Annotated in this window: 17 protein-coding genes and 1 pseudogene; 11 read left to right on the top strand and 7 right to left on the bottom strand. The window is 53.2% G+C overall.

Features of this window, described 5'->3' with window-relative positions:
- Positions 1-36: 36 nt before the first annotated feature.
- Positions 37-1500: a beta-barrel assembly-enhancing protease gene (bepA, locus tag M4I31_RS06710; RefSeq protein ID WP_069324469.1), complete on the bottom strand. Its 1464-nt coding sequence runs from the start codon at positions 1498-1500 to the stop codon at positions 37-39.
- 226 nt (positions 1501-1726) lie between these two features.
- Here bepA and M4I31_RS06715 point away from each other — a divergent pair, with 226 nt between their 5' ends.
- From M4I31_RS06715 to iadA, 4 genes are all read left to right on the top strand, one after another.
- Positions 1727-2791 carry an AI-2E family transporter gene (locus M4I31_RS06715; RefSeq protein WP_006683504.1) on the top strand — a complete coding sequence of 355 codons (1065 nt, stop codon included), beginning with the start codon at positions 1727-1729 and terminating at the stop codon, positions 2789-2791.
- Positions 2792-2957: 166 nt separating this feature from the next.
- Positions 2958-3617 (top strand): nucleoside recognition domain-containing protein, encoded by a 660-nt coding sequence (locus M4I31_RS06720; protein WP_085049255.1) that lies wholly within the window; start codon positions 2958-2960, stop codon positions 3615-3617.
- Between the two features lies 1 nt (position 3618).
- Positions 3619-4080, top strand: coding sequence for a YjiG family protein (locus tag M4I31_RS06725; RefSeq protein ID WP_003037948.1), 462 nt, complete (start codon positions 3619-3621; stop codon positions 4078-4080).
- Positions 4081-4091: 11 nt separating this feature from the next.
- Positions 4092-5255 (top strand): beta-aspartyl-peptidase, encoded by a 1164-nt coding sequence (iadA, locus tag M4I31_RS06730; protein ID WP_085049254.1) that lies wholly within the window; start codon positions 4092-4094, stop codon positions 5253-5255.
- Here iadA and M4I31_RS24085 read toward each other — a convergent pair.
- The 3 genes and pseudogenes from M4I31_RS24085 to M4I31_RS06740 form a co-directional block, all read right to left on the bottom strand.
- Positions 5186-5344, bottom strand: a pseudogene (locus M4I31_RS24085) (hypothetical protein); the annotation flags it as partial. The gene iadA and the pseudogene M4I31_RS24085 sit on opposite strands and share 70 nt — an antisense overlap.
- 21 nt (positions 5345-5365) lie before the next feature.
- Positions 5366-5836, bottom strand: coding sequence for a thioredoxin-dependent thiol peroxidase (gene bcp, locus M4I31_RS06735; protein WP_038642568.1), 471 nt, complete (start codon positions 5834-5836; stop codon positions 5366-5368).
- Entirely contained in the window at positions 5836-6408 is a 573-nt protein-coding gene (locus M4I31_RS06740) for a glycine cleavage system transcriptional repressor (protein WP_038642566.1), read from the bottom strand. Before M4I31_RS06740 ends, bcp begins: the two co-directional genes overlap by 1 nt.
- A gap of 145 nt (positions 6409-6553) precedes the next feature.
- On the opposite strand from M4I31_RS06740, the gene dapA reads away from it, so the two are divergent.
- The 6 genes from dapA (at position 6554) to ypfH (ending at position 13103) form a co-directional block, all read left to right on the top strand.
- On the top strand, positions 6554-7432 hold the full coding sequence (gene dapA, locus M4I31_RS06745; RefSeq protein WP_006683510.1) for a 4-hydroxy-tetrahydrodipicolinate synthase: 879 nt from the start codon (positions 6554-6556) through the stop codon (positions 7430-7432).
- A gap of 16 nt (positions 7433-7448) precedes the next feature.
- On the top strand, positions 7449-8483 hold the full coding sequence (gene bamC, locus M4I31_RS06750) for an outer membrane protein assembly factor BamC (protein WP_038642564.1): 1035 nt from the start codon (positions 7449-7451) through the stop codon (positions 8481-8483).
- Between the two features lie 111 nt (positions 8484-8594).
- On the top strand, positions 8595-9308 hold the full coding sequence (gene purC / locus M4I31_RS06755) for a phosphoribosylaminoimidazolesuccinocarboxamide synthase (RefSeq protein ID WP_003835086.1): 714 nt from the start codon (positions 8595-8597) through the stop codon (positions 9306-9308).
- Positions 9309-9436: 128 nt separating this feature from the next.
- Positions 9437-10300, top strand: coding sequence for a neutral zinc metallopeptidase (locus M4I31_RS06760; RefSeq protein ID WP_085049253.1), 864 nt, complete (start codon positions 9437-9439; stop codon positions 10298-10300).
- A 15-nt stretch (positions 10301-10315) separates the two neighbouring features.
- Positions 10316-12331 carry a tRNA(Met) cytidine acetyltransferase TmcA gene (locus M4I31_RS06765; protein ID WP_085049252.1) on the top strand — a complete coding sequence of 672 codons (2016 nt, stop codon included), beginning with the start codon at positions 10316-10318 and terminating at the stop codon, positions 12329-12331.
- A gap of 73 nt (positions 12332-12404) precedes the next feature.
- Positions 12405-13103 (top strand): esterase, encoded by a 699-nt coding sequence (gene ypfH / locus M4I31_RS06770; protein ID WP_069324473.1) that lies wholly within the window; start codon positions 12405-12407, stop codon positions 13101-13103.
- Positions 13104-13206: 103 nt separating this feature from the next.
- Here the strand turns inward: ypfH and M4I31_RS06775 are convergent, their stop codons facing one another.
- From M4I31_RS06775 to M4I31_RS06785, 3 genes are read right to left on the bottom strand one after another with little or no spacing between them, the layout of a single operon-like run.
- On the bottom strand, positions 13207-13407 hold the full coding sequence (locus M4I31_RS06775; protein WP_003037974.1) for a membrane protein: 201 nt from the start codon (positions 13405-13407) through the stop codon (positions 13207-13209).
- 27 nt (positions 13408-13434) lie between these two features.
- Positions 13435-14562 (bottom strand): succinyl-diaminopimelate desuccinylase, encoded by a 1128-nt coding sequence (gene dapE / locus M4I31_RS06780; protein WP_038642554.1) that lies wholly within the window; start codon positions 14560-14562, stop codon positions 13435-13437.
- A 3-nt stretch (positions 14563-14565) separates the two neighbouring features.
- Positions 14566-14922, bottom strand: coding sequence for an ArsC family reductase (locus M4I31_RS06785; protein ID WP_085049251.1), 357 nt, complete (start codon positions 14920-14922; stop codon positions 14566-14568).
- 388 nt (positions 14923-15310) lie between these two features.
- Here M4I31_RS06785 and ypfM point away from each other — a divergent pair, with 388 nt between their 5' ends.
- On the top strand, positions 15311-15370 hold the full coding sequence (gene ypfM, locus M4I31_RS06790) for a protein YpfM (RefSeq protein ID WP_001386977.1): 60 nt from the start codon (positions 15311-15313) through the stop codon (positions 15368-15370).
- Positions 15371-15384: the final 14 nt, after the last annotated feature.

The following is a 15384-nucleotide window of genomic DNA, read 5'->3' on the forward strand; positions in this document are numbered from 1 at the left end:
ACGCTACAGCATCGCCATCCGGCAAGAGTTCGATAATTACATCTTCGTATACGGTTTAAAACGTTCTTGCAACTGGCGCAACTGGTCGATACGGGCATCGTATCTGGCCTGCTGCTGGCTTCCCAGTTTGACCTGCGAACTTGCGCTGCTGAGCATCGAAATCGCCTGGTCAAGACGCCCTGCAAGGGCATACCCTTCTGCACGGGCAGCCAGTTCCTGATCGCGGTTGCCGAGAGCAGCCTCCGTTTGCGCTAACAAATCCCAGCCGTTAGGGTCATCCTTGTGGTTAAACGTATAACGATTCAGGATATTGGCTGCTTCTTTGGCTTGCCCGCCCTGTAAATACGCATTTGCCAGATTGAGCTGCAGTACCGGGTTGACTCGCAGGTCTCGAGCATTTTTAAGGCGATTAATCGCGTCGCCGGTTTTCTTCTGGCCGAGATCGATATCCGTTGCCAGGTCAAGATACCAGGCATTGTTTGGTTCGGCCGTCAGCAATGGTTGCAGCGCTTTACGCGCCTCGTCGTATTTACTGGCCTCCATTGCCTGCAACGCCTGGCCATACTGCGCCGCACGTTGCTCGCGTACGTTGCCTTTCGACCAGCTACTCAGCAAGTCATCGGTCAACTGGTTGCGACCAGAGTTATACATGCCTAAGGTTCGCGCCTTGGCCAGATAAAAATCTTCTGAAGACTGGACGACGACCGGGCGCATCTGGTTGGCGCGGTTACGCGCATCTGCCAGACGGCTTTCTGGCAGGGGGTGGGTCAGCAAAATTTCCGGTGGACGCGAAGAGTAACGGGCCTGATCGAGCAGTTTTTCCAGGAATGTCGGCATGGCCTGGGGATCGAATCCCGAGCGTTGCAGTACCTGAATACCGATGCGGTCCGCTTCCTGTTCGTTTTGCTGCGTAAAGCTGATCATTCCCTGGCGCGTACCCGCCAGCGTACCGGTCAGCGCCGCCATACCCGCCTGGGGGCTGGCCATCGCCAATAAAATGGATCCTAACGCACCGACCCATGTTAGCGGGGCGCTGCGTTTCTGATCTTCCATCGCTCGCGCCAGGTGACGCTGCGTGACGTGGGAAATTTCGTGCGCCATAACCGATGCCAGTTGGCTTTCGTTATCGGAATAGCGGAACAGTGCGGAGTGCAAAACAACGTTGCCGCCAAAGAAGGCAAAGGCGTTAATTTCATCGTTGTTGATTAAAAAGAAGGTGAAGGGCGTTTTTACCGAGTCGGCGTGTGCAACTAAACGCATCCCCAGACTATTAATATATTGGGTCAGCAACGGATCGTTAATTAACGGCGCGCTGCCCCGCAGCTGGCGTACATAAAAATCGCCCATCTGCATTTCCTGTCCTATGGAAAGGGTACTCCCTGCCGAGGTTCCCATATCAGGCAGGGTGTCCGCGGGGTCAGCAAATGCGGGCGCAACCTGACCGATGGTCAGTGCGGCAATGAGGGTAGCAACCAGGTTTTTTTTCAACTGCCTGAACATAACCTCTGTCCTGTATTCTTTTTTGAGATAGCCATTTGACCAATGCCGTGAAGTATCGTTCACACTCCGCAAGCTTAGGGAGTGTAACTGTGAAACCTGACGATGAACACCCAGGAAAAATGTCTTTTCACTTTGCGTAATCAGCCATAAAAAGCGAAGTCTTTTTTGTGACATTTCGATACAATTCGGGATCGCAATCCCGCTATTGGGTTCATGGAAGGGTTTTATGCTCGAAATGTTGATGCAATGGTATCGCCGCCGCTTTAGCGACCCCGAGGCCATCGCCCTGCTAATTATTCTGGTTGCCGGTTTTGGCATCCTGTTCTTCTTTAGCGGTCTTTTGGCGCCGCTGTTGGTCGCCATTGTGCTGGCGTACCTGCTTGAGTGGCCGACTGTACGGCTGGAACATATCGGCTGTTCACGGCGCTGGGCGACATCAATCGTGCTGGTGGTGTTTGTCGGTATTTTGCTGCTGATGGCGTTTGTCGTGATGCCCGTCGCGTGGCAGCAGGGGATTTACCTGATCCGCGATATGCCCGGTATGCTCAATAAATTATCTGATTTTGCCGCCACTTTGCCACGACGTTATCCGGCGCTGATGGATGCGGGCATCATTGATGCGATGGCGGAGAATATGCGCTCGCGGATGCTCACCATGGGCGATTCGGTGGTGAAATATTCGTTAGCCTCTCTGGTCGGATTGCTGACGCTGGCGGTCTATCTGGTGCTTGTCCCGTTGATGGTATTCTTCCTGATCAAAGATAAAGGTCAGATGCTGAACGCCGTGCGTCGGGTACTGCCGCGTAATCGCGGACTGGCGGGACAGGTATGGAAAGAGATGAATCAGCAAATCACCAACTATATCCGCGGAAAGGTGCTGGAAATGGTGGTGGTCGGCGTGGCGACCTGGCTCGGCTTCCTGCTGTTTGGCCTCAACTATTCTCTGCTATTGGCGGTGCTGGTGGGGTTCTCGGTTTTGATCCCGTATATCGGCGCTTTTGTGGTGACGATTCCGGTCGTCGGAGTGGCGTTGTTCCAGTTCGGGCTTGGCACCGAGTTCTGGAGCTGCTTTGCCGTGTACCTGATAATCCAGGCGCTGGACGGTAATCTGCTGGTCCCGGTACTGTTCTCCGAGGCCGTTAATCTGCACCCGCTGGTGATTATTCTGTCGGTCGTTATTTTTGGCGGGCTGTGGGGATTCTGGGGCGTATTCTTTGCGATTCCTCTGGCGACGCTTATCAAAGCCGTCATGCATGCCTGGCCTGATGGTCAGGCCGTTGACGAACCTTAATCTGCAAACTCCGGCGATGCAATGTCGCCGGAGCTGAACTTGTCTGACCTCTATCCACACTTTCTGAATAATCTCCTCTGGTGTCGTTTTTCTCCGCGTTTGTCTTTAACTTGACCCGCGTGATGTCTTTTCGTCACGCAAGGAATAAGACCAACAGGAGAACAACATGGGTCACAACACACACACGCAGCAAAAGGTGGGATGGGGCGGTTATCTCGCTTTTTTTATTACAATTATTCTTTTTTCCGGCATGTTTGCGAAAAGTACCGAATGGTGGCGGGTATTTGACTTCACCGTCCTTAACGGTGCGTTTGGGAAGGTTAATGCGGCAGGCGATACGGCCATCTCTTTTCGCGGCACGGGTGGCATGGGCGCTAAAGATGGCTTTTTATTCGCACTGGAGCTGGCGCCTTCCGTCATTCTTTCTCTGGGGATTATCTCCGTCACCGAAGGGTTAGGTGGATTGCGCGCCGCACAACAGTTAATGACGCCAGTCCTGCGCCCGTTGCTCGGAATTCCAGGTGTTTGTTCGCTGGCGCTGATCGCGAATTTGCAAAATACCGATGCCGCAGCCGGGATGACGAAAGAAATGGCTGAAGAGGGCATTATCACTGAACAGGAACGTGCCGTTTTTGCCTGCTGGCAAACCAGCGGCAGCGCCTGTATTACCAACTATTTTTCCTCAGGGGCCGCGCTGTTTACGATGGTTACCGTTCCGGTGATTACGCCGCTGGCGGTGATCCTCGTGTTCAAATTTGTGGGGGCTAACCTGCTGCGCTTATGGATTGCGCAGTTGGAAAATCGCCGTACGCAGCAGGAGGCCTGAGATGACAACGCAGGTACGTAAAAACGTCATGGATATGTTTATCGATGGCGCACGGCGCGGGTTTACCATAGCAACAACCAGCCTGTTACCGAACGTGGTGATGGCGTTTGTGATTATCCAGGCGCTGAAAGTAACGGGGCTGCTCGAGATTGTCGGGCGGGTATGTGAGCCCGTGATGGCGTTATGGGGGCTGCCGGGCGAATCTGCCACCGTCCTTCTGGCGGCGGTCATGAGTATGGGAGGCGGCGTCGGTGTTTGCGCCAGCCTGGTTGTTGCCGGTACGCTTTCGGGACATGATGCCACGGTATTATTACCCGCTATCTACCTGATGGGTAATCCGGTGCAAAATGTGGGACGTTGTTTGGGGACTGCGGGGGTCCATCCTCGTTACTATCCGCTTATTATTGCGGTGTGCGTCATTAATGCACTGCTCTCTATTTGGGTCATGCAGGTTATTGCCTGACAAGGAAGGTTATGAACTGTTCAATTCTTAATTTGACATTGTTCCAGCAGGGACATGTGTACGCGCCGGAAGATTTAGGGCGACAGGATATACTGGTATCCGGCAGCAAAATTGTTGCCATCGCGCCGTCGATTTCCCCTGAAGACTTTCCCGGCTGCGAGTGCGTCAATCTGGACGGCGCGATTGTGTGCCCGGGGTTTATCGATCAGCACGTCCATTTGATTGGCGGTGGCGGTGAAGCGGGTCCGCACACCCGCACGCCGGAAGTGCGTTTGTCACGGCTGGTTGAAGCTGGCGTCACTTCGGTGGTGGGATTGCTGGGCACAGATGGTATTACCCGTCATCCGGAGTCGCTGCTGGCGAAAACCCGCGCGCTGGAGTTTGAAGGTATCAGTGCCTGGATGCTGACCGGTGCGTATTCTCTGCCTTCCCCGACTATCACCGGCAGCATCGATCGCGACGTAGCGCTGATCGATAAAGTGATTGGCGTGAAGTGTGCGATTTCGGACCATCGTTCTTCAGCACCAGATACTCAGGCACTGGCGAACATGGCGGCGCAGTCGCGCGTCGGTGGATTGTTAGGGCGCAAACCGGGGATCAGCGTTTTCCATATGGGCGACAGCCCGCGCATGCTGGAACCGTTGTATCAGATCCTTGAAAACTGCGACGTGCCGATAACTAAACTGTTGCCGACTCACGTTAACCGTGCGGAACCCTTGTTCCAGGCGGCACTGGAGTATGCCCGCAAAGGCGGTTTTATCGATATTACCAGCAGCATTGATGAGCCTGTTGATCCGGCCACGGCTATTGCCACGGCGCTGCGCCAAAATGTGCCGCTGTCGCGCATTACCCTGAGCTCGGACGGCAACGGCAGCCAACCGGAATTTGATGAGTCAGGTAATCTCACCGGGATTGGCGTCGCGGGGTTTGAATCACTGGCGGAAACGGTGCGCCAGTTGGTGAAGGTTCATGCTATACCGCTGGAACAGGCGCTGTGTCCGCTGACGCGTACGGTGGCAGAATTTTTAGGGCTGGAGCATAAAGGGCGTCTGGCTGTGGGATGCGATGCGGATATTCTGGTGCTGAACGACGCGCTGGAGGTGAATCACCTGTGGGCGAAGGGAAAAGTGGTAGTCAGAGAGAAAAAAGCCTGCGTCAAAGGGACGTTTGAATAACCGAGGTTGATGCCGGATGGCGGCGTAAACGCCTTATCCGGCCTATAAAGTGTGCAAATTGTAGGCCTGATAAGCAAAGCGCCATCAGGCTTTTTTCAGAAAAACGTGAATCAGGCGTTCTCTTTCAGCCAGTTCATTACCACGTCGTGGTGATTGCTGGTTTTGAAGTTATCAAACACATGCTCAATTTTCCCTTCAGCATCAATCAGGAAGCTGATGCGGTGGATGCCATCGTAGGTTTTGCCCATAAATGACTTCTCACCCCAGACGCCGAACTGCTCGCAAACCTGATGATCTTCGTCGGACAAGAGCGTGAAGTTAAGAACTTCTTTCTCCGCGAATCGGGAAAGTTTTTCCGGTTTATCGGTGCTGATTCCCAGCACTTCAACACCTGCTTTTTTTAACTCATCCATGTTATCGCGCAGGCCGCAGGCCTGTACGGTACAGCCGGGTGTCATGGCTTTCGGGTAAAAATAAACCAGAACACGCTGTCCCTGGAAGTCGGTTAAATTTACTTGTTCTCCGTCTTGATCCGGCAAGCTAAATTTCGGTGCGATATCACCGGCTTTCAGTGGGTTCATTACTTAACTCCATCCTGTTCATCATGCTGTGAGTAATTGACGACGTTAATACTGCCTTGCGCATTGAGTTCTGTACAGAGTGCTTTAAACGCATCTTCAATATTTGCCGCGTCATGTGACGCAGGACTATGTGCGGTAATTTGAATAAACAACTGCGCCGTCTTTCCATTCTCAGCCGGTTGCGTGCGTGAAACCAGTTCCGCAATATTCATTTGGTGGCTATCAAACAGGGCGGTAAAGCGTTCAATCAAATGTGGAGAATCGGGGACATCGACCTGCACCCATACCGTGGCGGGCATTGCTGGGCGGGGACGCGCAGTCGTGCGCTTCATGACAATCAATAAATCCAGCTCAGCGCCTTTCAACGGCAAGGTTGATTCAATCAGGGTGATGGCATTCCAGGTGCCTGACAGCAGCATGATAAATGTGAATTCGTCACCCAGCATCGCCAGTCGGCTGTCTTCGATATTACAGCCGCAACTGCTGACATGACGCGTGATGGTGTTCACAATTCCTGGGCGGTCGGCACCCAGCGCAGTAATGACCAGATAGTGTTGCGATGACGATGTCAAACCTGTTCTTCCTTTGAGCGGTGAGGTAATCATAAGGAAAGCATAAAAAAAACATGCATACAACAATCAGAACGGCTCTGGTCGCTTGCTTTTATTGTCGTACCAAACGTACCATTGAGACACTTGTTTGCACAGAGGATGGCCCATGTTCACGGGAAGTATTGTCGCGCTTGTTACGCCGATGGATGAGAAAGGTAAAGTCTGCCGGTCGAGCCTGAAAAAACTGATTGATTATCATGTCGCCAGCGGCACCTCGGCGATCGTTTCGGTTGGCACCACCGGTGAGTCTGCCACCCTGAGTCATGATGAACATGGCGATGTGGTGATGATGACGCTGGAGCTGGCCGACGGGCGTATTCCGGTAATTGCCGGAACGGGCGCCAATGCGACCGCAGAAGCCATTAGTCTGACGCAGCGTTTCAACGATAGCGGTGTTGTCGGCTGCCTGACGGTGACGCCGTATTACAACCGCCCAACCCAGGAAGGTTTGTTCCAGCATTTCAAAGCCATCGCTGAACATACTGACCTGCCGCAAATTCTGTATAATGTGCCGTCCCGTACTGGCTGCGATATGCTGCCAGAAACCGTTGGCCGTCTGGCGAAAGTAAAAAATATTATCGCTATTAAAGAGGCCACGGGGAACTTAAGTCGCGTTCACCAGATCAAAGAGCTGGTTTCAGACGACTTCATTCTGCTCAGCGGTGATGACGCGACCGGACTGGATTTTATGCAGCTCGGTGGTCATGGCGTGATTTCCGTAACGTCTAACGTTGCGGCGCGTGACATGGCTGAAATGTGCAAACTGGCGGCTGCAGGGCATTTTGCCGAGGCGCGGGTAATTAACCAGCGTCTGATGCCGTTACACAACAAACTTTTTGTCGAACCCAATCCTATCCCAGTGAAATGGGCATGTAAGGAGTTGGGACTTGTGGCGACCGATACGCTGCGTCTGCCGATGACGCCAATCACGGACAATGCTCGTGAAATCGTCAAGGCGGCGCTTAAGCATGCCGGTTTGCTGTAAAGTTTAGGGAGATTTGATGGCTTACTCAGTACAAAAGTCGCGCCTGGCCAAGGTTGCGGGTGTTTCGCTTGTTATGTTGCTCGCGGCCTGTAGTTCTGACTCGCGCTATAAGCGCCAGGTGAGCGGTGATGAATCCTATCTGGAGGCCGCACCGCTTGCTGAGCTTCATGCGCCAGCTGGGATGATTCTGCCGGTTATGTCGGGTGACTATAATATCCCGGTAACCAACGGTAGCGGTGCCGTGGGTAAAGCGCTGGATATTCGCCCACCGGCCCAGCCGTTAGCGTTAGTCACTGGCGCTCGTACCCAGATCGCAGGTGATACGTCGACATTACTGGTGGAAAATGGTCGTGGCAACACGCTGTGGCCACAGGTCGTTAGCGTCATTCAGTCTAAAAACTACACGATCGCTAAGCGTGATGATGCCAGCCAGACGTTGACCACCGACTGGGTTGACTGGAACCGTCTGGATGAAGACGAGCAGTACCGTGGACGTTATCAAATCTCGGTTAAACCGCAGGGCTATCAGCAAGCGGTAACGGTGAAACTGACTAACCTCGAGCAGGCGGGTAAACCTGTAGCCGATGCGGCATCTATGCAGCGTTACAGCGCTGAGATGATGAACGTCATCTCTGCTGGTCTGGATAAGAACGCCACAGATGCTGCGAATGCCGCGCAGAACCGCTCTGCAGCAACCATGGATGTTCAGAGCGCCGCCGACGACACTGGTTTACCAATGCTGGTGGTGCGTGGACCGTTCAACGTGGTGTGGCAGCGTCTGCCGGCAGCGCTTGAGAAAGTGGGCATGAAAGTGACCGACAGCACCCGTTCTCAGGGCAGCATCGCCGTGACCTACAAACCACTGTCTGATAGCAGCTGGCAGGAACTGGGCGCAAGCGATCCAGGTTTAGTGTCTGGCGACTATAAACTGCAGGTCGGTGATTTAGATAACCGCAGTAGTATGCAGTTTATCGATCCGAAGGGGCATACCCTGACACAAAGCCAGAACGACGCGCTGGTCGCCGTCTTCCAGGCAGCGTTCAGTAAGTAAAAATGAAGGGCTGGATAACTCCAGCCCTTTTTTTCTGATATGATACGCAAACGTGTGCGTCGGCAGAAAAACGCAATATTTATCGTTAATTCACACCCAGGAGTAATAAAGATGCAAAAGCAAGCTGAGTTGTATCGTGGTAAAGCGAAGACCGTATACAGCACGGAAAACCCGGACCTGTTGGTGCTCGAATTCCGCAATGATACGTCAGCAGGGGATGGCGCGCGCATTGAACAGTTTGACCGTAAAGGCATGGTGAATAATAAGTTCAACCATTTCATTATGACTAAACTGCAAGAAGCGGGCATTCCTACCCAGATGGAGCGACTGCTTTCCGATACCGAATGTCTGGTGAAAAAACTGGAGATGGTACCGGTTGAATGTGTGGTGCGTAACCGCGCGGCGGGCTCACTGGTTAAGCGTTTAGGCGTTGAGGAAGGTATTGAACTTAATCCGCCGCTGTTTGATCTGTTCCTGAAAAACGATGCTATGCACGATCCAATGATTAACGATTCCTATTGCGAAACTTTTGGTTGGGTGAGCAAAGAGAATCTGGCGCGTATGAAAGAGCTGACCTACAAAGCGAACGACGTGCTGAAAAAGATGTTTGATGATGCGGGCCTGATTCTGGTCGATTTCAAACTTGAGTTTGGCTTGTATAAAGGTGAAGTGGTGCTGGGTGATGAATTCTCACCGGACGGTAGCCGTCTGTGGGACAAAGAAACGCTGGATAAAATGGACAAAGATCGCTTCCGCCAGAGCCTGGGCGGTCTGATCGAAGCCTATGAAGCCGTCGCGCATCGCCTGGGTGTCAAGTTAGACTAATTCCCTTCTGAGCCGGCGATCGCTCACCGGCTCATCAATCTCGCCGATTTTGATTACTGTTTCTTATGGTAATCCTGTTCCGAACCGCCTACGATCATCATCATAATGAATAAAAAGTTGAGGTGATTATGCGCTGGCAAGGGCGTCGTGAAAGTGACAATGTAGAAGACAGACGAAACAGCTCTGGCGGCCCTTCTATGGGCGGGCCTGGTTTTCGTTTGCCCAGTGGTAAAGGCGGCATCATCCTGCTGATAGTGGTGCTGGTCGCAGGTTATTATGGCGTGGATCTCACCGGATTAATGACCGGTCAACCCGTTTCCCAACAGCAATCATCACACTCCATCAGCCCAAATGATGATGAAGCGGCAAAATTTACCTCGGTGATTCTGGCCACCACGGAGGATACCTGGGGACAGCAGTTTGAAAAAATGGGCCGGACCTATCAACAGCCGAAGCTGGTGATGTATCGGGGCGCTACGCGTACCGGATGCGGCGCAGGCCAGTCCGTGATGGGCCCGTTTTACTGCCCGGCGGATGGCACCGTGTACATCGACCTCTCCTTCTACGACGATATGAAAAACAAGCTGGGCGCCGATGGTGATTTTGCTCAGGGCTATGTTATCGCCCATGAAGTGGGCCACCACGTGCAGAAACTGCTGGGTATTGAACCGAAAGTTCGTCAGATGCAACAGAATGCCTCACAGGCTGAAGTGAACCGTCTTTCCGTGCGTATGGAACTGCAGGCGGATTGCTTTGCCGGCGTCTGGGGCCATAGTATGCAGCAGCAGGGCGTGCTGGAGTCCGGCGATCTGGAAGAGGCGCTGAACGCCGCGCAAGCTATCGGTGACGATCGCCTGCAGCAGCAAGGACAAGGCCGCGTTGTACCGGACAGTTTTACCCACGGAACTTCTGAACAGCGCTTTACCTGGTTCAAACGCGGCTTTGACAGTGGCGATCCGGGGCAGTGCAATACTTTTGGAAAAGGCATTTAAGAGACAGAGGCAGGGATGTCTGATAACACGGCGCTGAGGGCGTTAACTGAACAGATGACCCGCGAAGGCATCCGCCGTCTGCTGGTTATCAGCGGCGAGGATAGCTGGCGTCAGGCGCAAGCATTAGCGCTACGCAACGCGTTACCCGGCGACTGGCTATGGGTAGGGGCGCAAGCTCCTGCTGAGCCGAACTGTACGCCGCAGGCGCTGCAAACGTTACTAGGTCGCGAATTCCATCATGCGTTTTTTGACGCCGGGCAGGGATTTGACGCTGCGGCGTTTGCCGCCTTAAGCGGCACGCTGATCGCCGGCAGCTGGCTGGTGTTGCTCACTCCCCCCTGGCATAGCTGGCACACGCATCCTGACGCGGATTCACTGCGCTGGAGTGACTGTGCTGACCCGATTCCAACGCCGCATTTTGTTGAACACGTCAAACGGGTCATTTCCCGTGATGGACAGGCGTTGCACTGGCAGCAGCATCAGCCTGCTACATATCCCCACTTTGCTGCTCGCGCCGACTGGCACGCGGCAACCGGTGAACCTCAGCCTGAACAGGCGCTGATTTTATCGCAGTTACTGACTATGCCTTCTGGCGTGGTTGCCGTGACGGCCGCGCGTGGTCGGGGAAAATCCGCGCTGGCGGGGCAACTGATTGCACGTATCAACGGGACTGCAATTGTTACCGCGCCAGCCAAAGCGGCAACCGATGTGCTGGCGCAATTTGCCGCAGAACGTTACCGTTTTATGGCCCCGGACGCGTTGTTAAGCAGTTCTGCAACCGCAGACTGGCTTATCGTTGATGAAGCCGCCGCAATCCCCGCGCCGCTACTGCATCAGTTAGTCGCGCGTTTTCCCCGCACGCTATTAACCACCACCGTTCAGGGCTATGAGGGAACCGGCAGAGGCTTCTTGTTGAAATTCTGCGCCCGCTTTCCCCATCTTCGACGTTTTGAGTTACAACAGCCCGTACGCTGGGCGCTGGGATGTCCGCTGGAGAAAATCGTCAGCGATGCGCTGCTGTTTGACGACGAAACGTTTACGCATGCCCCGTCGGGCGATCTCCATTTCAGTGCATTTGGACAACAGTCTTGGCATGACAACCCGGCGCTGCCGGTAGCGGTATATCAACTGCTTTCCGGGGCGCACTATCGCACTTCGCCACTGGATCTGCGGCGAATGATGGACGCGCCTGGCCAGCATTTCCTTCAGGCATCGTGTGCAGACTCGGTGGCGGGCGCCGTCTGGTTGGTGGATGAAGGGGGACTGTCTGCAGAATTAAGCCAGGCCGTTTGGGCAGGATATCGCCGACCACGAGGAAATCTGGTTGCACAGTCACTGGCGGCGCACGGCGGTGATCCGTTGGCGGCAACGCTCATTGGACGGCGGGTAAGCCGAATTGCGGTTCATCCTGCTCGCCAGCGAGAAGGTATCGGGCAGCAGTTGATTATGCAGGCCCGGCGTTACTCCACGCAGTGTGACTATCTGTCCGTCAGTTTTGGGTATACGGTCGAACTCTGGCGTTTCTGGCAGCGCTGTGGTTTTGCTCTGGTGCGAATGGGCAATCACCGCGAAGCCAGCAGCGGGTGCTATACCGCCATGGCGTTACTGCCTATTAGCGAAGCGGGAAAACGCCTCGCCGGGCGCGAACACCAGCGTCTGCGGCGCGATGCGGAGATCCTTACGCAGTGGAACGGTGAGGGCATTCCGCTGGACCCGTTGAAAGAGTCTACGCTTAATGAGGATGACTGGAATGATCTGGCCGGATTTGCCTTCGCCCATCGGCCATTACTGACGTCGCTTGGCTGTCTGACTCGTCTGCTTCAGCACAGCGAGTTACCTCTCCCGGCCTTGCGGGGCCGCTTACAGGCTAAACGCAGCGATGTCGAATTGTGCCAGCAGTTGAAGATCCCCGGGCGTAAAGCACTGCTGGTCGTTCAGCGGGCCGAGGCGGCGCAGGCGCTGAAACAGTTGGATGCTGAACGTATACAGCGGCTACAAAATCGCATTATGCAATGGCAAAATTTTCACTAACTTCTTCAATTTACTGACATGGTCATTGCGGTTAAGCGGCGTAGAATGATTCTCATCAGTTAAGGAGATCGCCATGAAACATGACCATTTTGTTGTTCAAAGTCCTGATAAACCCGCTCAACAGCTACTGCTGCTGTTTCATGGCGTCGGCGATAACCCGGTTGCCATGGGCGAAATCGGCTCCTGGTTTGCACCGCTGTTTCCGGATGCGCTCATCGTCAGCATTGGCGGGGCTGAGCCTTATGGTTCTCCTTCCGGACGTCAGTGGTTTTCGGTTCAGGGCGTAACGGAGGAGAACCGGCAGGCGCGTGTTGACGCCATTATGCCGGTCTTTATTGAAACCGTGCGCTACTGGCAAAAACACAGCGGCGTTTCACCTCAGGCTACCGCGCTGATTGGTTTTTCTCAGGGGGCGATTATGTCGCTTGAGAGTATTAAAGCCGAGCCGGGGCTGGCATCGCGGGTCATCGCCTTCAATGGTCGCTACGCCACCTTACCAGAGGTTGCAACCACGGCTACGACGGTACATTTGATTCACGGCGGTGAAGACCGGGTGATTGAGTTATCTCACGCCGTTGCTGCGCAGGAAGCGTTAATTCGCGCCGGTGGAGATGTGACGCTGGATATCGTCGAAAATCTGGGGCACGCCATTGATGAACACAGCATGCAGTTTGCGCTCGATCATCTGCGTTTTACCGTACCGAAACACTACTTTGATGAAGCGCTGAGCGGTGGTAAGCCTCACGATGATGATGTGATTGAGATGATCTGATTGATCACAGTAGGCCGGACAAAACGCGAAGCGTTGCCATCCGGCACTTAATACCCGGTAGCGCTAATGCTTACCGGGCCTACGGAACTTATCGGCCTGGAAATTATTTCTTCGGTTGATCCTTGTTTGGCCAATCGTCGTCGTCGTCCCACTTATCGTTAAAGTCACGATGCGGGGGAAGCTCCGGCTTATTGGCGAGATATTTCTTAGGGTCGACACGCTTGAGATCTTTAATCACGTTCAGCAATACGCCTACCAGAAACACCAACACTAAAATCCACCAGTATTTTGCCAGCCAGTCCATGCTCATTTCCTCTTACAGGAACACTCATCAGGCGACGAGTTGCTCCATGATACGTTGATACATACGGGCCAGCAGTTGCAGGTCGGCGGCATTAACGCATTCATTAATTTTATGAATGGTCGCATTGACCGGCCCAAGCTCTACTACTTGTGCCCCCATGCGGGCAATAAAACGCCCGTCGGATGTCCCGCCTGTAGTCAGTAACTGCGGTTTAATTTCATTATAGTGCTCAATGGCGTTCACTACTGCATCCACCAGTTTACCGCGTGCGGTCAGGAACGGCTGGCCGGAGAGCCACCAGTCGACGGTATAACGCAGTTGGTGTTTATCCAGCAGTTCCAGCACCCTGGCTTTAATCATTTCATCGGTTAATTCGGTGCTGAAACGGAAGTTGAACTGAATAAAGAGCTCGCCCGGGATAACATTGTTGCTGCCGGTTCCTGCCTGAATATTGGCAATCTGCATGCTGGTCGCCGGGAAGAACTCGTTACCCTGATCCCACTCGATCGCCACCAGTTCATTGAGCATAGGTGCTGCGCGGTGTACCGGGTTATCAGCCAGATGCGGGTAGGCTACGTGCCCCTGCACGCCGTGAATGGTCAGGTTGCAGGTCAGTGAACCACGACGACCATTTTTCACCACGTCGCCAACGATTTCCGTGCTGGACGGCTCGCCAACCAGACAATAATCGAGGCGTTCGTTCCGCGCCATGAGCGCTTCAACCACCTTCACGGTGCCATTTTTGGCGCTGGCCTCTTCGTCAGAGGTTATCAGGAATGCCAGGCGGCCCTGATGATTAGGATGTTGGGCGACAAAGCGTTCTGCGGCCACGACCATCGCCGCCAGTGAACCTTTCATATCGGCAGCGCCACGCCCAAACAACATGCCATCGCGAATGGTCGGTTCAAACGGCGGATTAATCCAGCGATCGACATCGCCGGCAGGCACTACGTCAGTGTGACCGGCAAATGCCAGGGTCTCACCTTTACCGCGCCATGCCCAAAAATTCTGCGTGTCACCAAAATCCATTCGCTCAACGGTAAAACCTACCGCGCGCAGGCGTTCAATCATTAACGCCTGGCACCCGGCATCATCCGGGCTCAGAGAAGGACGGCGAATAAGCTGCTGAGTCAGCTCAATAACCGGGCACGACATAGATTACACCTCATTAAAAAACTGCGTATAACTGGAATCACTGAAACCAAGCAGCATAGGCTTACCCGGCTTGCAGAGCAATGGGCGTTTGATAATTGCAGGCATTTCAATCATCAACGCGGCGGCGGCGTTCGCAGTAGTGATTTGGCTACGCGTGGCTTCATCCAGTTTTCGCCAGGTGGTTCCACGCGTATTGAGCAGCGGCTCCCAACCTAATTCGCTGATAAAGGACTGTAATAGCGTGTTGTCCAGGCCGTCGACGCGATAATCATGGAAGCGGTAGTCGATCCCTCGTTCTTCTAACCAGCGTCTGGCTTTTTTAATCGTATCGCAATTCTTAATGCCGTAGAGAGTAATCATCTGAATCCTTATTGATGGAATTTGAATATTTATGCCTATGTTTTGTGAACATGAATAATACATATTGTCATTCAGGCGTTATAGAGAAATATAACATTGTTGAACAAGGGTGAATAATGATTCCTGAAAGTTCCAAAACTATCGTATAAATGAAAATCAGAATTTGCCTGTTTGCATCAGCCTGTTTTTCCATCAGAATTGTCAAAGTAGTAGATGATGTATGAATATTTCAAAATGTTGCAGTAAGTCACATAAAATTTATGGGTTTAGCGCATAGTGATCACATATACCCCAAACACGGGAGGATGTAATCACAACCATCGGTTAAATGATCTTCTTTTGATGATGATGATTTCGTAGAATGCTCATAATAATAAGAGAGGTTGTTATGATTGAACGTGAACTGGGGAACTGGAAAGACTTTATCGAAGTCATGCTTCGTAAATAATTTTCTGGAAGAAA

The sequence above is a fragment of the Citrobacter sp. XT1-2-2 genome, assembly GCF_023516235.1.
In the GTDB taxonomy this organism is placed as follows: Bacteria; Pseudomonadota; Gammaproteobacteria; order Enterobacterales; family Enterobacteriaceae; genus Citrobacter; species Citrobacter werkmanii.

Bases quoted from the DNA above. Each gene is read 5' to 3' on its own strand.
- M4I31_RS06760 (WP_085049253.1), top strand. From the start codon at position 9,437: ATGCGCTGGCAAGGGCGTCGTGAAAGTGACAATGTAGAAGACAGACGA.
- iadA (WP_085049254.1), top strand. From the start codon at position 4,092: ATGAACTGTTCAATTCTTAATTTGACATTGTTCCAGCAGGGACATGTG.
- purC (WP_003835086.1), top strand. From the start codon at position 8,595: ATGCAAAAGCAAGCTGAGTTGTATCGTGGTAAAGCGAAGACCGTATAC.
- M4I31_RS06775 (WP_003037974.1), bottom strand. From the start codon at position 13,407: ATGGACTGGCTGGCAAAATACTGGTGGATTTTAGTGTTGGTGTTTCTG.
- M4I31_RS06715 (WP_006683504.1), top strand. From the start codon at position 1,727: ATGCTCGAAATGTTGATGCAATGGTATCGCCGCCGCTTTAGCGACCCC.
- M4I31_RS06765 (WP_085049252.1), top strand. From the start codon at position 10,316: ATGTCTGATAACACGGCGCTGAGGGCGTTAACTGAACAGATGACCCGC.
- bcp (WP_038642568.1), bottom strand. From the start codon at position 5,836: ATGAACCCACTGAAAGCCGGTGATATCGCACCGAAATTTAGCTTGCCG.
- dapE (WP_038642554.1), bottom strand. From the start codon at position 14,562: ATGTCGTGCCCGGTTATTGAGCTGACTCAGCAGCTTATTCGCCGTCCT.
- M4I31_RS06720 (WP_085049255.1), top strand. From the start codon at position 2,958: ATGGGTCACAACACACACACGCAGCAAAAGGTGGGATGGGGCGGTTAT.
- M4I31_RS06725 (WP_003037948.1), top strand. From the start codon at position 3,619: ATGACAACGCAGGTACGTAAAAACGTCATGGATATGTTTATCGATGGC.
- bepA (WP_069324469.1), bottom strand. From the start codon at position 1,500: ATGTTCAGGCAGTTGAAAAAAAACCTGGTTGCTACCCTCATTGCCGCA.
- dapA (WP_006683510.1), top strand. From the start codon at position 6,554: ATGTTCACGGGAAGTATTGTCGCGCTTGTTACGCCGATGGATGAGAAA.
- M4I31_RS06785 (WP_085049251.1), bottom strand. From the start codon at position 14,922: ATGATTACTCTCTACGGCATTAAGAATTGCGATACGATTAAAAAAGCC.
- ypfH (WP_069324473.1), top strand. From the start codon at position 12,405: ATGAAACATGACCATTTTGTTGTTCAAAGTCCTGATAAACCCGCTCAA.
- bamC (WP_038642564.1), top strand. From the start codon at position 7,449: ATGGCTTACTCAGTACAAAAGTCGCGCCTGGCCAAGGTTGCGGGTGTT.